Origin of the sequence: Streptomyces geranii, assembly GCF_002954775.1 — a bacterium.
GTDB classification, from domain to species: domain Bacteria; phylum Actinomycetota; class Actinomycetes; order Streptomycetales; family Streptomycetaceae; genus Streptomyces; species Streptomyces geranii.
In genome coordinates this window covers 252,297-272,490 of record NZ_PJME01000007.1, presented here as the reverse complement: position 1 = coordinate 272,490, position 20,194 = coordinate 252,297, and the positions used below count along the sequence as shown (strand labels likewise).

Here is a 20,194-nt window from a genome sequence, read left to right as displayed (position 1 = left end):
GCGCGCTCGACAAGACAAAAGGGCTCACTTCAGGGTACCCAGAGCGTCATGACCGCAGACATCGACCTCACCGTCCCACTGCCCGGCCGCCACGCCCTGCGCGAGCAACTGCTGAAGCTGGACCTCCGGCTGTTCGAGACGGCCGCCACCCGCGACTGGCCGGGGGCCGAACGCGTACTGCCGAGGCTGAGCCGCAGCGCGAACCACGGCGTCCTGTGGATGGCGACGGCGGCGGCCCTGGCGGTCACCGGGAGCCCCAGGGCCCGCCGGGCCGCCGTCCGGGGCCTCGCCTCCCTCGCGGTGGCCTCGGCGACGATCAACACGGTCGGCAAGCGCTCGGTACGCCGCCCGCGCCCCACGCTGGACCCCGTACCGCTGGTCAGGCAGCTGAAGCGGCAGCCGATCACCACATCGTTCCCGTCCGGTCACTCTGCGTCGGCGGCTGCCTTCGCGACCGGGGTCGCCCTGGAGTCCCGGGGGCTCGGGGCGGTGGTGGCGCCGGTCGCCTTCTCGGTGGCGATGTCCCGGGTCTACACGGGCGTCCACTTCCCCAGTGACGTCCTCGCGGGCGCGGTCCTGGGCGCGGGCGCCGCCTTCGCCGTACGAGCGCTCGTGCCGACCCGCGACCGGTCCGCACCCGCCGGCCCGCCGCACGCGACGGCCCCGGCACTGCCCGACGGCGAGGGGCTGGTCCTGGTGGCGAACACGGCTGCGGCCACCGCGGACCGGGCCCGCGCGCTGGCCAACGTACTGCCGCTGGCGGAGATCGTGGAGTGCGCACCGCAGGACGTACGGGACGAGCTGGAGAAGGCGGCGGGCCGCTGCCAGGTGCTCGGGGTGTGCGGCGGCGACGGCACCGTGAACACGGCCGCCGAGATCGCCCTGCGGCACGGCAGGCCGCTCGCCGTGCTGCCCGGCGGCACGCTCAACCACTTCGCGCTCGACCTCGGGGTCGAGGACGCCCGGGACGTCGGGCGGGCGGTGCGGCAGGGCGAGGCGGTGCGGGTGGACGTGGGCCGGTTCAGGTCCGGGGAGTTGGAGGGCGTCTTCCTCAACACCTGCAGTCTGGGCGTGTATCCGGAACTGGTGCGGGAGCGGGAGCGCTGGTCCGACCGGATCGGCGGCTGGCCCGCCGGAGTGGTCGCGGCGGCCCGCGTCCTGCGCGCCGACCACCATCCACTGCAGGCCCGACTCGGCGGCGGTACCCACCCGTTGTGGCTGCTCTTCGCGGGCAACGGCACCTACCACCGGCTGGGCCTCGTACCGGCCCGCCGCCTCGACCTGGCGGACGGACGGCTCGACGTACGGGTGGTGCACGGCGGCCGGGGCCCCGCGCTGCGCCTCCTCGCGGCGGCCCTCGCCGGACCGCTGACCCGGTCCCCCGCCCACGCGGGCGTCCTCGTCCAGCGTCTGCACGTGGACGACGTGTCGCCGGGCACGCTCCTCGCGTACGACGGCGAGGTCACGGAGGTGACGGGCGGGGTGACGCTCGAAAAGCTCCCGGAGGCGCTGACGGTCTACCGCCCGCTCGACCGGAGCTGACCGCGACCGGCGGTCACACAGCACCGCTGTCCATATCCCAAGATGCGGGTCTCATTATTCGGCACGGCTGCGTACGGTGAGGGGGAACGAGCCGAGAAGACGAGGCAGCAGACGAGAAGGGGCACGGGCATGTCCAAGCCGCAGTCGGAGCCGCAGCCGCAGGAGACCGCCGTCTACACGCACGGGCACCACGAGTCCGTGCTCCGCTCGCACACCTGGCGCACCGCCGCCAACTCGGCCGCGTACCTCCTCGACTCGCTGAAGCCGCACATGCGGATCCTGGACATCGGCTGCGGTCCGGGCACGATCACCGCCGACCTGGCCACGCTGGTCCCCGACGGGCAGGTCACCGGTGTGGACCTGGCGCCGGGCGTACTGGACCAGGCCAGGGCCACGGCGGCCGAACGGGGGCTCGGGAACGTGGAGTTCGCGGTCGCGGACATCCACGCGCTGGACTTCCCGGACGACACGTTCTGCGTGGTCCACGCCCATCAGGTGCTCCAGCACGTGGGCGACCCGGTGCGGGCGCTGCGCGAGATGCGCCGGGTCACCAAGCCGGGCGGGTACATCGCCGTCCGCGATTCGGACTATCTGGCCATGGCCTGGTATCCGGCGTCGCAGGGCATGGACGACTGGCTGGACCTGTACCGGCGGGTGGCCCGCGCCAACGGGGGCGAGCCGGACGCGGGGCGCCGGCTGAAGTCCTGGGCGCTGGCGGCCGGTCTCACGGACATCACCGCGACGTCCAGTACGTGGACATTCGCGGACGCCGGTGAGATCGCCTGGTGGAGCGGCCTGTGGGCGGACCGGACGCTCGCGTCGGCGTACGCGGACCGGGCCACCGAGGGCGGGCTGGCGACCGCCGAGCAGCTGCGGGCGGTGTCGGAGGCGTGGCGGGAATGGGGGCGGCGGGAAGACGCCTGGTTCACCGTGCCGCACGGCGAGATTCTCTGCCGAAATCCCAACTGATTCACTCGAAGATGTCTGAGCCGTGGATTTCTGGAAACCCGGTGTGCAGGAGGTTCACACTATGGTTCCCATTCTGCTCGTACTGCTGCTGGCCCTGATTCTCTTCGGTGCCGGATTCGCGGTGAAGATACTCTGGTGGATCGCACTGATCGTCCTTGTCGTCTGGCTGCTGGGATTCCTGGTGCGAGGCACGAGCGCGGGTGGTGCGAGGGGCCGCTGGTACCGCTGGTAGCCGCACGGTTCAGAGCGGCCCGGGGTCCTGATTCAGGACCCCGGGCCGCGTCCCGTGCCACCGAAGAAGGAGTAGACGGCCCAGGGGCCGGTGAGTTCGGCCCTCGTTCCGCCGCCGTCACCGTTCGTCCGGTCGACCAGTTCCACGAATTGTTCGGAATCCTCGCGCGGCACGAGATAGGACGCTTCGAGGGCATTCGGGGACGCGTACAGCCGGTGGTCCTCGGCCTGCCGGGAAAGAGCCCGGTGCAATCGCCCGGCGAACACCTCGGTGCTCTCTCCTGGATACACCTTCACGCTCCACTCCACCCGCCCGTCGAAGCGGTCCAGAGCGCGCCGGAATTCGCCCTCGCGTTCCTCCATCATCACGCGTACGCCGCTGTCGTCCCGGAAGACCGTGCCTGGTCGTAGCGGCAGTGGGGTCGTGACGGCGGTGAGCCCGTCGACCACCGCGTGGTGGGCGCGGGCGGTCATGGTCAGCCGGTCGGCGTCCGGCTCCGGCAGCACGCTGACGACGGCGACGAGACCGTGATGGGTCAGCAGCTTGGGCGGGGCGCCCGCGACACCCCTCAACTGGGCCTGCAGGGCCGCGCCGAAGGGACGGCAGACGGCGTAGACGTACCGCGGTCCGGTCATGGGGGTCTCCTCGTCCTCACGGTGCGATCGCTTCCTCCACCAGCAGCCGCCCCGCCGCCGAACGTGAGTAGTCCGGCGGCGCTGGGCAGCGGGTCGGGGGTCTTCACGACTGCCCTTCCGTTGCCTCGGACTGTTCCGGAGCCCGCGCCGAGGGCTGCCGTTCCGGCACCCGCGCCGGCTCGGGCGACGCCGTGTCCAGCGGTACCGACCAGGACCGTACGAGCCCCAACTGCACGCCCTGGCGCGGCAGTACGGCGTCCAGCAGCCAGTCGGCGGCGACGCGGAGCCGGTTTCCGGGCATCGCCGCGAGGTGGTAGCCGCGGGCGACCGCACCGGCGAGCGGTCCGGAGAGGGAGACGCCGAGCGGGTTGGCGGCGGCCTTGACCCCGCCGAGGTCGACGACGAGGCCCAGGTCGCGGTGACGGTAGGGGCGGCGGGAGCCGATGCCGAGCGAGGCGGCGACGTTGCGGGCGGCCACCTCGCCCTGCCGCCAGGCGTGTTGGGCCGTCATCGCGGTGAACTGCCCTGGATTGTCGAGGTCGGGCACGGCGGCGGCGTCCCCGCACGCGAACACCTCGTGGTGGCCCGGCACTTGGAGGTACGGGTCGACGATCAGCCGTCCGCGCTCCAGGGGCTGTCCGATGCCCTCGACAAGCGGATCGGGCCGCACCCCGACACACCACACGAGGGTGCGCGACTCGACGAACTCCCCGTCGGACAGCAGGACTCCGCCGTCCGTCGCCTCCCGCACCGAGGTCCCGGTGCGGATGTCCACGCCCCGCTGCCGCAGTACCTGGTCGGCGGTGTGCGACAGCTTCTCGTCCAGCTCGGGCAGGACGCGGGACGCGATGTCGAGGAGCAGCCAGCGGGGCCGTACGCCGTCGCCCAGGGGCCGCCTGCGGACCAGGGCGTCGGTGAACAGCTGCCCCTGCGCGGCGACTTCGGTGCCGGTGTAGCCCGCGCCGACCACGACGAACGTACAGCGGGCGGCGCGGGTCCTGGGGTCGTCCTCGCCGGCCGCCAACTCGATCTGCCGGGTCACGTGGTCGCGCAGGTACAGCGCCTCGGGCAGGCCACGGAAGCCGTGCGCGTTCTCGGCGACGCCGGGCACGGGCAGGAGCTTGTTGACGCTGCCGACGGCGAGGACGAGCCGGTCGTAGCCCAGGGTGCCGTGGCCGCCCTCGGGGTCCCGGTAGCGGACGGTGCGCGCGTCGAGGTCGATGCCGTCGGCCTCCGCCTCGCCGAGCACCAGGCGCACCCGGCGGAGGGTGCCGGGGAGGGAGACGGTGACACGGCGGGGTTCCAGGATGCCGACGGCGACCTGGGGCAGCAGGGGCAGATACAGGAAGTGGTCGGTCGGGTTCAGCAGGGTGATGTCGGCCTGCTGCCGGGTCAGCCGACTCAGGGTGCGGGCCGCCCGGTATCCGGCGAAGCCGGCACCGACGATCAGGATGCGGGGTCGACTCACGTCTCGCCTCCGGCGACGTCGCGCGTACAGAGCCTTCGGACATCCGTACGAACTCCACCTCGGGCGTCCGCACGGAACCTTCCGCGTCCCCCTGCCCGGGACCCCCAAACGTCGCCGGGCCTAGCCCTTCTTGACCATGTCGGAGGTGATCGCCCAGCGCTCGTGGTCCCGCCAGGCCCCGGCGATGTACAGGAAGTCCGGCGAGAAGCCCTCCAGGCGGAAGCCGCAGCGGCGGGCGAGGGCGATCGAGGCCGCGTTGCCTGGCTGGACGTTGATCTCCAGCCGGTGCAGCCGCAGCGGCGGCCCGAAGGCGTAGCGCACGACGAGATCGAGCCCCTCGCTCATCAGCCCCCGCCCGGCAGCGTGCGCGAAGGCACCGTAGCCGAGGGCCCCGCACAGGAAGCCGCCCTGGACGATGTTGTTGATGTTGACGAATCCGGCGATGGCACCGTCGCCGCCCCCGCCACCCTTCTCGCCCCGGTCGCCCTTCTCGCACACCAGGAACCCGGCCTTCGTCGGGTCCTCGATCAGTCGCCCGGCGTACGAGGCATAGGCGTCCGGGCTCCCCGGCGGGGCCAGCCAGGGGTGGTGCAGTTCCCGGCTCTCGCGCACCCGGGTGACGAACTCGGCACCGTCCTCGTAGGTGAACGGGCGTATGCCCACGCGGGGCCCTTGGGCGAGATATCCACGGCGCTCAGACACTCAGCCACCTTACGCGCGAGCCCTGTTCACCTTCGGCGCCGCATGAAATAGGCCCCGCAGAGGGCACCGATGACGGTGGTGGCGAGCAGGGCCATCCACAGCGGCATGGTCACTTCGGGGATCAGCAGCCGGATCTTGGTGGCACGGGTGTTCTCGAAGACGAAGATCAGCAGGAGGACGGTGAGCGCCCCGACGGCGACCCTGGTGGGCGTCAGCAGCCCGCGCGCGCCGTCGGTCCCGCCACCGGCCTTGCCACCGCTCTCGGAGGTCTTGGGGCTCATGACGCCAGCATGGGCCGATCCTGCGCTCCGCGCGCGCCCAGAGCTACGCCGGACGGGTGAGGGTGGGGCGAGCGGCGGGCTCAGCGCAGCGCCGGTTCCTCCAGTGTGAGCGTCCCCGCGTCCGCGTCCAGCTCGGCGGCCACCCCGAGCGGGATCGTCAGCGCGCCGTCGCAGTGCCCGAACCCGAGGCCCTCAAGCACCGGCACCCCGAGCCCGCCGAGCCGGTCGGCGAACACGGCCCGCAATTGCTCGTACGGCCCGCAGCGCTCCCACGAGCCGAGCGCGATCCCGGCGACGCCGTCGAGGTAGCCCGCGCGCAGGAGCTGGGTGAGGGCGCGGTCGATGCGGTACGCGCTCTCACCCACGTCCTCGATCATGAGCAGTCCGCCGCGCGCCCCGGGGCGGGCGTGCGGGGTGCCCAGGTCGCTGGTGAGCATGGCCAGGCAGCCGCCGAGGGTGACACCCCGGGCCCGCCCGGGCACCAGCGCGGAACCGGCCGCCGCGCGGACGACCCGTACCGACTCCGGTTCGAAGAGTGTGGCCCGCAGGTGTTCCTGCGCCCGCGTGTTCTTGACGAAGTCGACGCCGGACGCAGCCGGACCGTGCAGGGTGGCGAGGCCCAGGCGGGCCGCGAACGCCTCGTGCAGCGCGGTGATGTCGCTGAAGCCGACGAGCACCTTGGGCCCGGCCGCGCGCAGCGCGTCCCAGTCGAGCAGGTCGACCATGCGCTGGGCGCCGTAGCCGCCCCGGGCGCAGAGCACGGCGTCGACGGCCGGGTCGCACCAGGCGGCCTGGAGGTCGGCGGCGCGATGGGCGTCCGTACCCGCCAGGTAGTCGAACTCCCCGTGCCGGTCCAGGACATGGGGTGCGACGACGGGGTCGAGGTCCCAGCCGCGCAGGATGTCGAGCCCGGCCTGCAGCCGCTCCTCGCGGATGGGCCCGCTGGGCGCGACGACGGCCACGCGGGCGCCGGGGGCGAGCCTCGACGGCCTTACCAGCGGCCTCACTTGACCAGCTCCAGGGTCGGGATGCCGGGCGGGTTCAGGCCGAAGACCTGGGCGTACAGGGAGAGTTCGGACTCCAGGACGCGTACGGTCGTGTCCGCGCGCCGGAATCCGTGGCCCTCCCCCTCGAACGCGATGTACCGGTGCGGCACTTGGCGGCCCTCCGCCGCGAGCCGGGCGAGGAACCGCTCGCACTGCACGGGTGGGCAGATCACGTCGTCGAGCCCTTGCAGCAGCAGGAAGGGCGCGGTGATGTCGGCGGCGTGCTCGGCGGGCGAGCGTTCCAGATAGCGGCCCGGGACCTCGGCGAGCGGGCCGACGAGGGTCTCCAGGTACCGCGACTCGAAGTCGTGGGTCTCCCCGGTGCCCCAGCCGGCCAGGTCGAGGATGGGGTAGAGGATCGTGCCGCAGGCGTAGACATCGGTGCCGGTCAGGGAGGCGGCGGCGGTCCAGCCGCCCGCGCTGCCGCCCCGGACGGCGAGCCGGGCGCGGTCGGCGGTGCCCTCGTCGGCGAGGGCGAGCGCGACGGCCGCGCAGTCCTCGACGTCGACGACGCCCCACTGCTCGCGCAGCCGGTTGCGGTACTCGCGCCCGTACCCGGTGGAGCCGCCGTAGTTGACCTCGGCGACGCCGATGCCTCGCGAGGTGAAGTAGGCGATCTCCAGGTCGAGCACGAGCGGCGCCCGCCCGGTGGGCCCGCCGTGCGCCCACACGACGTACGGCGGCAGTTCGTCGCCGGGCGACAGGTAACCGGGGTGGTGCGGCGGGTAGATGTGCGCGTGGATGTCCCGGCCCTCGGGTCCGGTGAAGGTGCGGATCTGCGGCTCGGGGTAGTGCACGGGGTCGACCGGGTCCTGGTGGGCGGCGCCGATGACCCGGGCACGTCCGGTACGGGTGTCCAGCTCGACGACCTCGTAGGCACTGCGCGGGCTGGCGCCCACGGCGACGACCCGCTCCCCGTGCACGGCGAGCGTGGACGCGAACTCGGTCCAGGGTCCTGCCGCGTCGACCACGTCGCCGGTCTCGGTGTCCAGCACGCCGAGCGCGGTCGCGCCACGCCCGTGCACGACGGCGACGAGCCCGCCCGCCAGCGGCGCGAACCAGCGCTGCCCGACCTTCCAGAGCGCCCCGCCGAACTCCTCCGGCCGGGGACACACGGGCACGCCGTCGCGGTACAGGTTCCACCAGCCGGAGCGGTCGCTGACGTACAGCAGGGAGCCGTCGTGCGCCCAGTCGACCTGGGCGATCGACTCGTCGAGGCCTCCGGCGACGGCTCGTACGTCGTGGAGACTCCCCCCGTGGGTCACCTCCGCGACCATCAGCTCGGTCCCGTCCCACGGCATGCCCGGATGGTCCCAGGCGAGCCAGGCGGCGCGCTGTCCGTCCGGGGAGATCCTGGGCCCGGTGACGAACCGCCGCCGGTCGTCGGTGAGTTCGCGAACGGCGTCCTCGTCCTGGGCCGCCATGCCGTCGAGCGGGACGGCAACGAGCGCGCGCCGCACATCAGTCGGTCCGTCGCCGGTGAACTCCTCCATGACGCACCACACTTCGCCCAGTTCGAGGCGCAACTGCGGTTCGACCCAGCGCAGTCCGCCACCGACCGGGGACACGGCCGTGAGCGGGACGGGTTCACCGCGGCCCGGTTCGTAGCGGTAGAGGCGCTGGTCGGCGAAGTTGACGAACACCACGAGCGGCCCGTCCTCCCGCATGACGCCGTCCCACGGGTGCCCGCCGTACTCCATGACCCGGCTGCGCACGTTCCACGGCGCGTCCAGGACGGACTCCTGGCTGCCGTCGGCGCGTCGCCGCACCAGCGTGCGCCGGCCGCCCTCGGTGGGCCGGGGCTCGATCCACCAGGCCTCGTCGCCGACGAAGCCCACGTACTCCGGGGACCCGTCGTGCTCGGCGGCCAGTGCCGCGTCGATGGGCGAGGGCCATGATCCGTACGGCAGTGACTGCACTGTCTCCCCCACTCGCTAGGCCGTCCGCAGAAACCGGTCGAGGACCCGGACGCCGAAGTGCAGCGCCTCGACCGGGACACGCTCGTCGACACCATGGAAGAGTGCCTGGTAGTCGAAGCCCTCGGGGAGCCTGAGCGGCGCGAATCCGTACCCGGTGATGCCGAGCCGCGAGAACTGCTTGGCGTCGGTGCCACCGGACATGCAGTACGGCACGACATGCCCCTCGGGCGCGAACTCCTCGACGGCGGCCCGCATCCGGGCGTACGTCGACGAGTCCACCGGCGCCTGCACGGCCACCGAGCGGTGGTGGAACTCCCAGGCCACGTCGGGTCCGGTGAGTTCGTCGAGGGTCGTGCGGAACTCGTCCTCGCAGCCGTACAGGAACCGCCCGTCGACGTACGCGACGGCCTCGCCCGGGATGACGTTCACCTTGTAACCGGCGTTCAGCATCGTCGGGTTGGCGCTGTTGCGGACGGTCGCCTCGACGAGCCGGGCGGCGGGCCCGAGCTTGGTGAGGAGGCCGTCGACGTCGTCCAGGTCGGGCTCGATGCCGTACAGGGCGGCGAGTTCGGTGAGCGCCGCCTGGACGGTCGGAGTGAGGCGAAGCGGCCACTCGTGGGCGCCGATTCGCGCGACAGCGGCGGCGAGCCGGGTCACGGCGTTGCTGTGGTTGACCTTCGAGCCGTGCCCGGCGCGTCCACGCGCGGTCAACTTGAGCCAGCCGGTGCCCCGTTCACCGGCGGCGATGGGGTACAGCTGCCGTCCACCGCCGTCGTGGAAGGTGAACGCCCCTGATTCGCCGACCCCTTCGGTGCACCCCTCGAACAACCCCGGGTGCTCGGCGGCGAGGAACTCGGAGCCGTCCACCGCACTGTCCTCCTCGTCGGCGGTGAACGCGACGACGATGTCCCGCCGGGGTCTGACCCCCTCGCGGGCCCAGTCGCGGACGACGGCGAGGATCATCGCGTCCATGTTCTTCATGTCGACGGCCCCCCGCCCCCAGACGACACCGTCGCGGATCTCCCCGGAGAAGGGGTGCACGCTCCAGTCGGCGGCCTGAGCGGGTACGACATCGAGGTGTCCGTGCACGAGCAGCGCGTCGGCGGAGGGGTCGGTGCCCTCGATCCGGGCGACGACGTTGGTACGCCCCTTCGTCCGCTCCAGGAGCGCGGGTTCGAGACCCGCCCCGGCGAGCAGCGCGGCGGCGTACTCGGCGGCGGGGCGCTCCTGGCAGTCGCCGCCGCCGTGGTTGGTCGTGTCGATCCGGATCAGCTCGGAGGTGAACGCCACCACCTCGTCGAGCGCCTGCTGCTCAGCCATACTGCTCCTCCACCGCGGCCGAGACGATCGTCGTGACCGCCTTGAAGGTACGAATGCCCTCGTACATTGTGCCGCTCGTGTACGCCGCCTTCCGCTCCCCGATCCGCGCCACCCCGGGCACGACGGTCGCGGCCATGGCGAGATGCTCGGCGTCGAACTCCAGCGCGACGGTGAAGGGCCCGCCGACGACGGGCTCGTACCGTACGGCCAGCGCGGCGGCGTCCTTGGCCGCGGCCCGGATGTCGGCGGCGGTCCTGGACGGCGTACGGCAGACGGCCGCGTACCGCGACACATGGTCCTTGACGGCGACCTTCAGCGCCTCGGGCGCGTAGCCGAGGGCGTCCTCGCAGGCGAGGTCGTCGCCGGTGACGAGGACGACGGGTACGCCGTACTCGGCGACCACATGCGAGTTGAGGAGCCCCTCACTCGCACGTACGTCGTTGACCCACACGCCGGTGATGGAGTTGGCGAGGTAGGTGTGGGCGAGGACGCCCTCCATGCCGGCGCCCGCGTGGTAGCCGACGAAGGCGATGCCGTCGATGTCGCCGTGCTGGACGCCCTCGACCATGGACAGCGACTTGTGGCGGCCGGTGAGCATCTCCACCCGCTCGTCCAGCTGTTCGAGGAGCAGATTGCGCATGGTCCAGTGGGCCTCGTTGACGAGCACGTCGTCGGCGCCGCCGTCGAAGAAGCCGAGCGCGGCGGCGTTGACGTCCGAGGTGAACAGGGAACGGCAGCGCTCCCACTGCGGGGTGCCGGGCAGGACATCGGCCGGCCAGGTGACGCCGGTGGCGCCCTCCATGTCGGCGCTGATGAGGATCTTCACGCCGCGTCACCTTACGCGTCGGCCCACCTCGGTGCCAGGGCCGCCCGGGGGTCCGTCCGGTGTCGCGAGCCGGCCGCCGGACCGGTCGGCGAACAGGGCGGCGACGGCAGCCGTCGTAGAGACGATTCCGCCGACGTACAGGCCGCTGCGGGCGCCGAACTGGGCGCTGAGCCAGCCCACCAACAGGGCGCCGAGCGGGGTGGAGCCCTGGAGGATCAGGGCGTAGAGGGCGAGGACCCGGCCCCGGTAGCGGGGGTCGCTGCCCAGCTGGATGCGGTGGTTGGCGGCCTGGGCGAAGTAGATCAGCGCGAAGCCGGTCGCCGTCAGCAGCACGAGGGCGGCCCGGTAGCCGGGTGCCCAGCCCGCAGCGGTCTCCAGTACCCCGAAGGCGAGCGCGGCCAGGGCCACCGTACGACCGGACGGGCGGCCCCGGCGGGCCGTACTGGCGAAGGCCGCGAGGAGCGACCCGGCGGCGAAGGCGGTGGTCAGCAGCCCGAACGCCAGGGCGTCGGTGTGGAAGACGGTCCTGGCGAGCAGCGGCAGAGTGAGCTGGAAGTTCATGCCGAACATCCCGACGGCCGCGACCAGGGCCATGGCCAGTACGAGATCGGGGCGGGAGCGGACGTGTCCGAGGCCGTCGACGACTCTGACGCGTGTGTCCTCGCGCGGGGCGCGGTGCAGTTCGGCGGGCCGCATCAGCCGCAGCGCCGCCACCGTGGCCAGATAGCTGAGGGCGTTGAGCGCCATCACCGGGCCGGTGCCGAACGCCGCGATGAGCAGGCCCGCGACGACCGGTCCCACCACCCGGGCCACATTGAAGTAGGCGGCGCTCAGCGCCGAGGCGTTGGGCAGCAGGTCGGCGCCGACCAGCTCGCTCACGAACGACATCCGGGTGGGCACCTCGACGGCGCTGACGGTGCCGAGGCAGAGGGCGAACACGCAGATGTGCGCCACGGTGGCGGCGTCCACGAGGACGAGGAGCGCGAGCAGGAGGGCGGCCACCGCGGAGACGAGGTTGCACACGGTCAGCAGCGTCCGCTTGTCGTACCGGTCCGCGAGCCGGCCGCCGTACAGGGTGAGCAGCAGCATCGGCGTGAACTGCAGGGCCGTGACGGTGCCGAGCGCGGAGGCGGAGTCGTCCGTCCGCTCCAGGACCAGCCAGTCCTGGGCGACGACCATCATCCAGGTGCCCGCGACGGACACGACCTGGCCTGCGGCGAAGAGCCGGAAGTTGCGCACGGACAGCGAGCGGAAAGTGCCCGCCGGTCCCCCGCTCACCGCCGGGGCAGGCACTCGTCGAGGAAGGCGTGGGCCCGCAGATGGTACGAGCGGGCCGTCCAGCCGAGGCTGATGTTGTGCCCGGCGTCGGGCTGCCGGTCGACGACCACGCGCGGGGAGCCGGTGAAGCAGGCGGCCATCCCGGCGAGGGTCTCCGGGTCGTGCCGCCACCAGCCCTCGTGCTCGGCGAAGGTCATCCGCACGGGCACGCGCACGCGTGCGGCGATGCCGGGGAACAGCTCGGGCCAGCGGGCCACGTCGCCGCGCTCCCGGTGCGGCATGGGCGCCACCACGGAGGCGCTGGCACGGAAGGTGTCCGGCGGGTAGAGGCGCAGCGGCCCCCAGTTCCTGACCCGGTGCCCGGGACCGGCCGGGTCGAAGGGCTCGTGCCGTCCGAGGGCGTACACATGGCCGCAGCCGGAGACGTCCAGGCCGAGCAGGTTCCGGGCGGCGGGGTCGGCGGCGGCGCTGAGCGCGACCTTGCCGCCGTAGGAGTGCGCCAGCAGGAACAGCCCGGCGCCGGTGTCGTACCGGGCGGCGAAGTCGTCCAGCGCCGCGAGCACGGCGTGCGCCTGGCCCGCGAGGTGCTGTCCCTGGGGCAGCCGGTCGGCGGAGTGCCGGTAGCCGGGGCGGTCCAGGGCCAGCACGGTGTAGCCGAGGCTCGCGCCCAGGGTCAGCAGGGAGAGATCCGGATGCGCCTGCCCGTCGAAGTAACCGGCGCTCATCCCGCCCCCGTGCAGCGCGACCACCACGGCACGCGGCGGCGTCACGGGCTCGCGAAGCAGCCCGGACAGGACGACTCCGTCGGCGTCCAGGGTGATCGCCCGTACCCCGGGTGAGACGGGCGCGAGGGCTGTGTCGGAGGGGGTCATGGCGGGGCGGCTCCCTTGTCGGGGCGATCCGGTGACGGTTCCCCGGTCGCGACCGGGGTTCCGTCGCGGTCCCGGTGGGGGTCGGGTGGCGGTCGCGATGGGGGGGCGGGTGGCGGTCGCGGTCCGTGGGCGCACCGGCGTGCGCCGGGCGGTGCCGGCCCTCGCGGGGCCTGCCCTCTCGACCGTAGGCCTGCTCCGGGCCCGACAGCACGCTGGCCGCAGCGAACGTGTACGTCCGGGTGCCTCGGGGGGTGTACGGCTGCTCAGGCGTCGGAGGCGGGGGGGGCCGGGGGGGGGTGACGCCTGCGGCAAGAGGGCCGGGGGCGGACCGATCGAGGCTCAGGCGAGTGGAGTCCGGACCGGTAGAGGCTCGGATCGGCGCAGGCCCGGACCGACGGAGGGCGAGCCGACGGAGACGGGTCCAGCCGAGGCCGGTCCGGCCCACACCGGTCCGGCCCAGGCCGGTCCAGCCCAGGCCGCTCTAGCCCAGGCCCGTCCTGCGGCTGCCCGCCCCGTAGATACCTGTCCTGCGGATGCCGGGTTTCCGCCCCGGCGACCCGTCCCGCTCGCCCCCCTCACACCAGGCCCGTCCGCACTGGCCCCGGCGCACCTGGCCCCTTACACGTGCCCCTCACACCCGGCGCGCCCACACCCGCCCCTGCACACCTGGCCCCGCACGCGCGGCCCGTTCACGCCCGCCCCTCACACCCGGCGCGTCCACGCCCGCCCCCGCACACCTGGCCCCTCACGCGCGGCCCGTTGACGCCCGGCCCATTCACGCCCGGCGCCTCCACGGCCGACCCGCGACGCCCGACCCACCCACGCGCCCGGGCGCGTCACACCCAGCCCGCGAGGGTCGGCCTCGGGGAGGCCCCCCCGGCCCCCGCCCCCTCCGAACCCCCGCCCCCTCCGAACCCCCCCGCCCTCCGAACCCCCCCGCCCCTCGAACCCCACTACCCGCCGACCTCAGTCGGCGCGCTTCACCACCACCCACTTGGAGGGCAGCACAACCCGCGTCCCCTCCGCCGTGTACTCCGTCGTGGTGAGCGGGAGTTCGCCGCTAGCCAGGGTCTCCAGGCCCGCCGCGCCCAGGTACACGGGCACCGCCGAGTCCGCCACCTCGCCGGGGGCGATGCCGTGCTGGAGGACCGGGCTCAACTTGGGCGGTGGGCCCTCGGGGCGCTGGGCGAGGCCCATCAGGATGGGGCGGGCCTCCTGGGACAGTTCGACCAGGAAGGCCCGGCCGCGCCGGCCGATCAGGGTCGCGATGCCGTCGGCGAGGGCCTGCCGGTCGTCGGCGTCGCACTGGTGGAGCACCCCGCGCATGTACACGTTGGTGTCGCCGAGCTTGCCGTGCAGTTCCTCGACCTCGCTCTTCTCGGCGCAGTCGAGGAGTTCGTACTCGGCGGCGCCGTCCGGGTCGGCGGTGCGGGCGCGATCCAGGGCCGCCTCGGAGAGGTCTGCGCCGACGACCCGGGTGAAGCGGTCGGTGAGGAAGCGGGTCTGCGTGCCGTTGCCGCAGCCGAGGTCCAGCAGGGGCAACTCGAAGTCCGCGAGGTGCGGTTCGAAGACGGCGAGGTGGAGGCCGGCGGTGAGCATCGGCTCCGAGTCCCAGAAGACGGCCCCCTGTCCGTGCGGAGCCTCGCGCCAGAAGCCCTCCCAGGACTCCCTGTACCTACTCGTGACGCTCATGCCCAACTCCCCAGGGTGCGACGGCTGCCCGTCCGAGGTGACGGGGCAGTTCGGTCTACCGCGCCCCGGTTGCGCCGACAAGCGCACCGCGCATACCTTCACGGCTCGTTCGAGAGGTACGCGCCGGTGTGCGCCTCGCACGCCTCCCCCGACCCCGTGGCACGGCCAATCCAAACACAGGGCACCGACAATGCCGCAGCGGCGCCACCCGCCGTCCCGGCCGGAGCGTCAGCGCCTGCGGGGCAAGGTGAGTTCGAACCAGACGGTCTTGCCAGCGCCCGTACGGCTCGTGCCCCACTCCCGGGCGAGCGTGCTCACCACGCGCAGTCCGCGTCCGGATTCGGCCGTGGGCTCGGTGCTGAGCAGTGTGGGCAGGTTGTGGTCGTCGTCGTCCACCTCGCACAGCAGCGTCTCCCCGCGCACGAGCCGCAGTTCGACCGGCCGCGCGTGCGAGTGCCGTACGGCGTTGGTGACCAGCTCGCTCACCAACTGCGCGGCGCTGTCGACGAGTTTGCCGAGTCCCCACTCGTGGAGCTGTTCGCGGACTGCGGCGCGGGCCCGGCCGACCTCGGCGGGGTCGAGGGCGAGCCGCCACTCGGCGACGTCGTCGGGTTCGATGCCGCCGAGGCGGGTCATCAGCAGCGCCACGTCGTCCTTGCGGCCCCCGCGTGTGTTGAGGGCGCGGATGATCGTGTCGCAGGCGTCGTCCATGGAGGCGGCCGGGTGGGCGGCGGACTCGCAGAGCGTCGCCAGTCCTACGCCGATGTCCTCGCCGCGCACCTCGACCAGGCCGTCGGTGCACATCACGAGCCGGTCGCCGGGCCGCACCCGCACGCGTACCGCCTCGAAGGGCACTCCGCCGACGCCGATCGGGGCGCCGGTGGGCAGGTCGAGCAGCTCGCTGCGGCCGTCCTCGGCACGCACCAACACCGGTGGGATGTGGCCCGCGTTGGCGATGTGCAGCTCGCTCGCGATCGGGTCGTAGACGGCGTAGAGGCAGGTCGCGAGATAGGTGTCGCCGAGGCGCTGGGCCAAGTCGTCGAGATTCCGCAGGAGTTGGGCGGGCGGGATGTCCATGGCGGCCATGGTCTGCACAGCCGTACGCAACTGGCCCATCATCGCGGCCGAGTTGAGGCCGTGCCCCATGACGTCGCCGACGACGAGCGCGGTGCGGGCGCCGGGCAGTTTCACCGAGTCGAACCAGTCGCCGCCGACCCGGCCGAGGAGGGTGCCGGGCAGATAGCGGGTGGCGATGTCGCAGCCCGCCATGCGCGGCGGGATGTGCGGCAGCATGCTGTCCTGGAGGGTCTCGGCGACGCTCTCCTGGTAGGTGTACATGCGCGCGTTGTCGAGCACGAGGCCCGCGCGGGCGGCGAGTTCGGCGCCGGTGACCCGGTCCATGTCGTTGAACTCGACGCGCTCCGGGTGGCGCAGCAGGATCATGAAGCCGAGGACGACATTGCGCGCCTTCAGCGGCACGACGAGCATGGAGCGGCCGGTGATCAGCGGCCGGATGTCGCGCTTCTCGAACTGCGAGGCGATCATGTGCCCCATCTGTTCGCTGATGCGCGGCACGAGCACGGGCTGACCGCTGGTCATGCACTGGAAGAACGGCGTGTGGGCGGGGAAGGGCATGGCCTCGCCGACCGGTACGACGTCGTCCCAGCGCCCTGGTTCATCGGTGTGTTCGAGGGCGACCCGGTGCCACATCGTCGTCGTGTCGGGCACCCCGTCGGGGAACCCCTCCCCGGCGACGACCTGTTCACGCAGATAGGTGCCGGCGACGTCCGTGAAGCGGGGTACGACGGCCTTGCTGACCTCGACGATCGTGCGGGACAGGTCGAGCGAGGTGCCGATGCGTCCGCTGACGTCGTTGAGGAACTCCAACCGCTCGCGCACGGCGGCGTGTTCGAGGTCCTCGACGTCGTCCCGGAGGTCCTCGGGCAGCGGCTCGCCCGCCTGTACCGCACGGGCCGCGCGCTCCCGGCGGGCCTTGCGCTCCGCGCGCCGGGGCACGCCCCAGTCGGGAGTGACGGGAACCAGGTCGTTCTGGCTGAACTCCAGGACGGGGTAGCCCAGTTCGAGGATCTGGGCGACGATGCGGGCGCTCTCCCCGACGCTCATGCTGGGCAGGATCTCGGGGAGCCTGCGGGCGAGTTCGTCGGCGCCGGGGAAGTTGGTGTGCAGGGCGAAGCCGGGCGCGATGCGCTCGACGGCGAGTCCGTCGTCCTCCTGGCGCAGTACGTCGGTGTCGGCGGCCAGCACCAGCAGGCGCCCGCGGCCGGGGCCCACCAGGGGGTACGCCCACCACAGGACGTCCACGCGGTCGCGCCCGGGCACGGTGAGGCGGGCGCGGCCCGACGCCGGGTAGGAGAGCCGCCCGTCGAGGGAGGACTCCAGGTCGGGTCCGAGGCCGTCGTCGGCCGGCTGGGCGCCGTACGGCGTGGTGTCCTCGTCCGGGTCGCCGTCGTCGGGGAGGGCTCCGGAGACGGGCAGCAGATCGGCGGCGGGCTGGCCGAGTGCCTCCTCCTTGGAGGCGCCGAACAGCCGCCGCGCGCCCCGGCTCCAGTGCGAGACGAGGCCCTCGCGGTCGACGACGACCACGGCCAGGGGGATACGGCCCGCGGCTGCGTGCTCCGCCGGTACGCCCTCCCCGGCCCCGCGGCCGGGAGGCACGCCCGTCTCGGTGCCATGGTCCATGGCGCAGGCTCCTTCTTCCCACGGCTCCGCAAGATCTGTGCCGTCGCCCCCACCGTACGGCTCGCGTCCGTCGCGATGTGTGGCAATCCGCTAATTGGTCTTCACCGGTCCGCTCCGGCGCACGATCACGCGCCCCGCACGCCGGTCGGGCCCCGTTCGCCACCCTTACCTGGGGCTCAGTCGTCGTACCCGAGCTGAAGATCGCGTTCCGACCGGCCGCCGCCGGCCACCTGGAGGACGGTGGCGACCGGCGGGTAACCGGAGGCGATGACCGTGTACTCGCCGGAGGACAGGTCGACGAACCGGAACGTTCCGTCCGCTCCGGTGGTGAGCGTGTCCACGACGTTCCCGGCCGCGTCGAGCAGTGTCACGCGCGCGTCCTCGACGGGACGGCCGCCACCTGCCCGGACGGTGCCCTTCAGGACGGCGCCGCCCGCGAGTTCGACGTCCTGGCGGGTCTCCCGGGAGGCGCGCACGGTGACGGGCAGCGCGGCCGGGCGGAACGCGGGGGCGCTCGCGGCGAGGGTGTACTCGCCCGCCACCAGTTCGGTGATGACGTAGCCGCCCTCGCGTCCGCTGCGGGTGGTGGCGACGACCTCGCCGTGCGCGTTGGTGAGCGTGACGGTGGCGTCCCGGACCGGCGAGCGGTCCGCGGTCAGCACCTGCCCGACCAGGTGCCCGGCGCCGCCGAGGACTACGTCGAGTTCGACGGGACGCTCGCCGACGGTCACGGTGACCGCCTGCGGCTGGTGGCCGCCCGCAGCGGCGATCAGGACGTACGCCCCCGCGCCGGGCGTGGACAGCGCGTACCGCCCGTCCTCGGCGCTCGCGCCGCGCCCGATCTGCGCTCCGGTGACGTCGATGAGGGTGAGCGCGGCGCGCGGTACGACGGTGCCGTCGGGGTGCTGGACGGTGCCGCACACGGGGATTCCGGCGGTGTACGGCTCCCGGGCCCGCTGGATCGCCAGGGGTGCCGGGTGGGCGGTCGGGGGGCTCGCGGGGTCGAGGCCTGCGGGGGCGGGGTGGTGGGGCACCAGCGGTTTCTCCTTGAGGAAGCAGGCGATGAGCAGGCCGAGGACGAGCACCGGCACGAGGTACAGGAAGATGCGCGGCATGGCGTCGGCGTACGCCCTGATGTAGCCGTCGCGCAGCGCTGTGGGGAGCGCGTGGACGCGCTGCGGGGTGATCGAGTCGGGGTCGGGGAGGGCGGCACCCGCGCGCGTGGGGAGGCTCTTTTCGAGGGACTCGGCGAGCCGGTTCGCGAAGAGGGTGCCGAAGACGGCGGCGCCGACGCTGCCGCCGATCTGCCGGAAGTAGTTGTTGGCGCTGGTCGCGGTGCCGAGGTCGGCGGGGCGCACGGAGTTCTGCACGGCGAGGACGAGGACCGGCATCACCATGCCGATGCCCGCGCCGAGGACGGCCATCCAGAGGCTGTAGTGCGGCCGGGGCGTGTCAGCTTCGAGGCGGGAGAGCAGCCACATGCCGAGGGCCGCGAGGGCGGTGCCGAGGACCGGCCAGAGCTTGTAGCGGCCGGTGTGGCTGATGAGCTGCCCGGAGACGATCGACGCGCCGACGATCCCGGCCATCATGGGCAGCATCAGCAGCCCGGACTCGGTGGCGGTGGCACCGTCGACCATCTGCAGGAAGGTCGGCAGATAGCTGGCGGCGCCGAACAGCGCCACGCCGATCACCAGGCCCACCAGGGCGGTGATGTTGAAGACGGAGTCCCTGAACAGCCGCAGCGGGATGAGGGGTTCGGGCGCGCGCCGCTCGGCGACCAGGAAGAGCCCGGCGGCGAGGACCGCTCCGGCGCCGAGCCCGAGGATCTCGCGCGAGCCCCACGCGTACTCGGTGCCGCCCCAACTGGTCAGCAGCACCAGGCAGGTGGAGGCCGCGGCGAGCAGCAGCGCCCCGAGGAAGTCGAAGCGGGCCCTGACCGCGGGCTTCGGCAGTTTCAGTACGACGGTGACGACGGCCAGCGTCAGCAGCCCGAAGGGCACGTTGAACCAGAAGCACCAGCGCCAGGAGAGGTGGTCGGTGAAGTAGCCGCCCAGCAGGGGCCCGGCGACGGAGGCGAGGCCGAACGCGGCGCCGATCAGGCCCATGAAGCGCCCGCGTTCACGCGCGGGCACGATGTCCGCGATGATCGCCTGCACGCCGATCATCAACCCGCCCGCGCCGGCGCCCTGGAGGGCACGGAAGACGATGAGCTGGTCCATGGTCCGCGCCCAGCCCGCCAGCGCGGAGCCGACGACGAACACGATGATCGCGAACTGGAAGACGCCCTTGCGGCCGAGGAGATCGCCGAGCTTGCCGTAGACCGGCAGTCCGACGGTGGCGGTGAGCAGGTAGGCGGTGATCGCCCAGGACATCTTGTCCAGGCCGTGCAGCTCACCGACGATCTTCGGGAGCGCGGTGGCGACGATCATCTGCTCCAGCGCGGCGAGCAGCAGCGCGAGCATCAGCCCGAAGAACACCAACCGCACCTGGCGCGGACCGAGTTGTGGTGGCCCGGCCGGAGGTGGCGCGGGTGCGGTCGTCGGATCGTCCTGCACCAGAGTGATCCCGCCCACGTACCGCTCCCCTCGTCGCACCCACCGCACAATTCCCGCTTTGGGCGACAACTGTGAGCAAGCGCGACGAGTTACGGCGTATCGGTGCGCGGAGCGGAGATCCACTCGAACCGGTGAGGGGTAGGCGGCCGGGCCAACA

16 protein-coding genes are annotated in these 20,194 nt (G+C 72.9%); 3 read left to right on the top strand and 13 right to left on the bottom strand.

Annotated elements, in window-relative coordinates; genetic code table 11:
* Positions 1–48 precede the first annotated feature (48 nt).
* The 3 genes from CW359_RS13420 to CW359_RS13410 all read left to right on the top strand — a co-directional run bounded on the left by CW359_RS13420 (position 49) and on the right by CW359_RS13410 (position 2,743).
* Entirely contained in the window at positions 49–1,542 is a 1,494-nt protein-coding gene (locus CW359_RS13420; RefSeq protein WP_105970120.1) for a bifunctional phosphatase PAP2/diacylglycerol kinase family protein, read from the top strand.
* A 129-nt stretch (positions 1,543–1,671) separates the two neighbouring features.
* Positions 1,672–2,511: a class I SAM-dependent methyltransferase gene (locus CW359_RS13415; protein WP_105970119.1), complete on the top strand. Its 840-nt coding sequence runs from the start codon at positions 1,672–1,674 to the stop codon at positions 2,509–2,511.
* A 61-nt stretch (positions 2,512–2,572) separates the two neighbouring features.
* Positions 2,573–2,743 (top strand): hydrophobic protein, encoded by a 171-nt coding sequence (locus CW359_RS13410; RefSeq protein ID WP_105970118.1) that lies wholly within the window; start codon positions 2,573–2,575, stop codon positions 2,741–2,743.
* A 32-nt stretch (positions 2,744–2,775) separates the two neighbouring features.
* Here the strand turns inward: CW359_RS13410 and CW359_RS13405 are convergent, their stop codons facing one another.
* From CW359_RS13405 to CW359_RS13345, 13 genes are all read right to left on the bottom strand, one after another.
* On the bottom strand, positions 2,776–3,378 hold the full coding sequence (locus CW359_RS13405) for a GvpL/GvpF family gas vesicle protein (RefSeq protein ID WP_105970117.1): 603 nt from the start codon (positions 3,376–3,378) through the stop codon (positions 2,776–2,778).
* A gap of 103 nt (positions 3,379–3,481) precedes the next feature.
* A complete protein-coding gene (locus CW359_RS13400; RefSeq protein ID WP_198655203.1) occupies positions 3,482–4,846 on the bottom strand; it encodes an NAD(P)/FAD-dependent oxidoreductase in 1,365 nt (454 codons plus the stop codon).
* A 120-nt stretch (positions 4,847–4,966) separates the two neighbouring features.
* Positions 4,967–5,548 (bottom strand): GNAT family N-acetyltransferase, encoded by a 582-nt coding sequence (locus CW359_RS13395; RefSeq protein ID WP_105970116.1) that lies wholly within the window; start codon positions 5,546–5,548, stop codon positions 4,967–4,969.
* Between the two features lie 26 nt (positions 5,549–5,574).
* Positions 5,575–5,829 (bottom strand): LapA family protein, encoded by a 255-nt coding sequence (locus CW359_RS13390; protein ID WP_105970115.1) that lies wholly within the window; start codon positions 5,827–5,829, stop codon positions 5,575–5,577.
* Between the two features lie 80 nt (positions 5,830–5,909).
* Positions 5,910–6,836, bottom strand: a complete 927-nt coding sequence (locus tag CW359_RS13385) for a S66 peptidase family protein (RefSeq protein WP_105970114.1) — start codon at positions 6,834–6,836, stop codon at positions 5,910–5,912.
* Positions 6,833–8,806, bottom strand: a complete 1,974-nt coding sequence (locus CW359_RS13380) for a prolyl oligopeptidase family serine peptidase (protein ID WP_232838381.1) — start codon at positions 8,804–8,806, stop codon at positions 6,833–6,835. Before CW359_RS13380 ends, CW359_RS13385 begins: the two co-directional genes overlap by 4 nt.
* Positions 8,807–8,809: 3 nt before the next feature.
* The gene (locus tag CW359_RS13375; protein WP_105970112.1) at positions 8,810–10,114 is read right to left on the bottom strand and encodes a M20/M25/M40 family metallo-hydrolase; all 1,305 of its coding nucleotides are present in this window, start codon (positions 10,112–10,114) and stop codon (positions 8,810–8,812) included.
* Complete coding sequence (locus tag CW359_RS13370; RefSeq protein WP_105970111.1) at positions 10,107–10,940, bottom strand: M55 family metallopeptidase; 834 nt, start codon at positions 10,938–10,940, stop codon at positions 10,107–10,109. Before CW359_RS13370 ends, CW359_RS13375 begins: the two co-directional genes overlap by 8 nt.
* Before the next feature lie 6 nt (positions 10,941–10,946).
* Complete coding sequence (locus tag CW359_RS13365; protein WP_232838380.1) at positions 10,947–12,179, bottom strand: MFS transporter; 1,233 nt, start codon at positions 12,177–12,179, stop codon at positions 10,947–10,949.
* Positions 12,180–12,214: 35 nt separating this feature from the next.
* Positions 12,215–13,090 (bottom strand): alpha/beta hydrolase, encoded by an 876-nt coding sequence (locus tag CW359_RS13360; protein WP_105970110.1) that lies wholly within the window; start codon positions 13,088–13,090, stop codon positions 12,215–12,217.
* A gap of 966 nt (positions 13,091–14,056) precedes the next feature.
* Positions 14,057–14,782, bottom strand: a complete 726-nt coding sequence (locus tag CW359_RS13355; RefSeq protein WP_105970109.1) for a class I SAM-dependent methyltransferase — start codon at positions 14,780–14,782, stop codon at positions 14,057–14,059.
* Between the two features lie 228 nt (positions 14,783–15,010).
* Positions 15,011–17,482 (bottom strand): ATP-binding SpoIIE family protein phosphatase, encoded by a 2,472-nt coding sequence (locus CW359_RS13350; protein ID WP_105970108.1) that lies wholly within the window; start codon positions 17,480–17,482, stop codon positions 15,011–15,013.
* 176 nt (positions 17,483–17,658) lie between these two features.
* On the bottom strand, positions 17,659–20,055 hold the full coding sequence (locus CW359_RS13345; RefSeq protein ID WP_105970107.1) for an MFS transporter: 2,397 nt from the start codon (positions 20,053–20,055) through the stop codon (positions 17,659–17,661).
* Between the last annotated feature and the right edge of the window lie 139 nt (positions 20,056–20,194).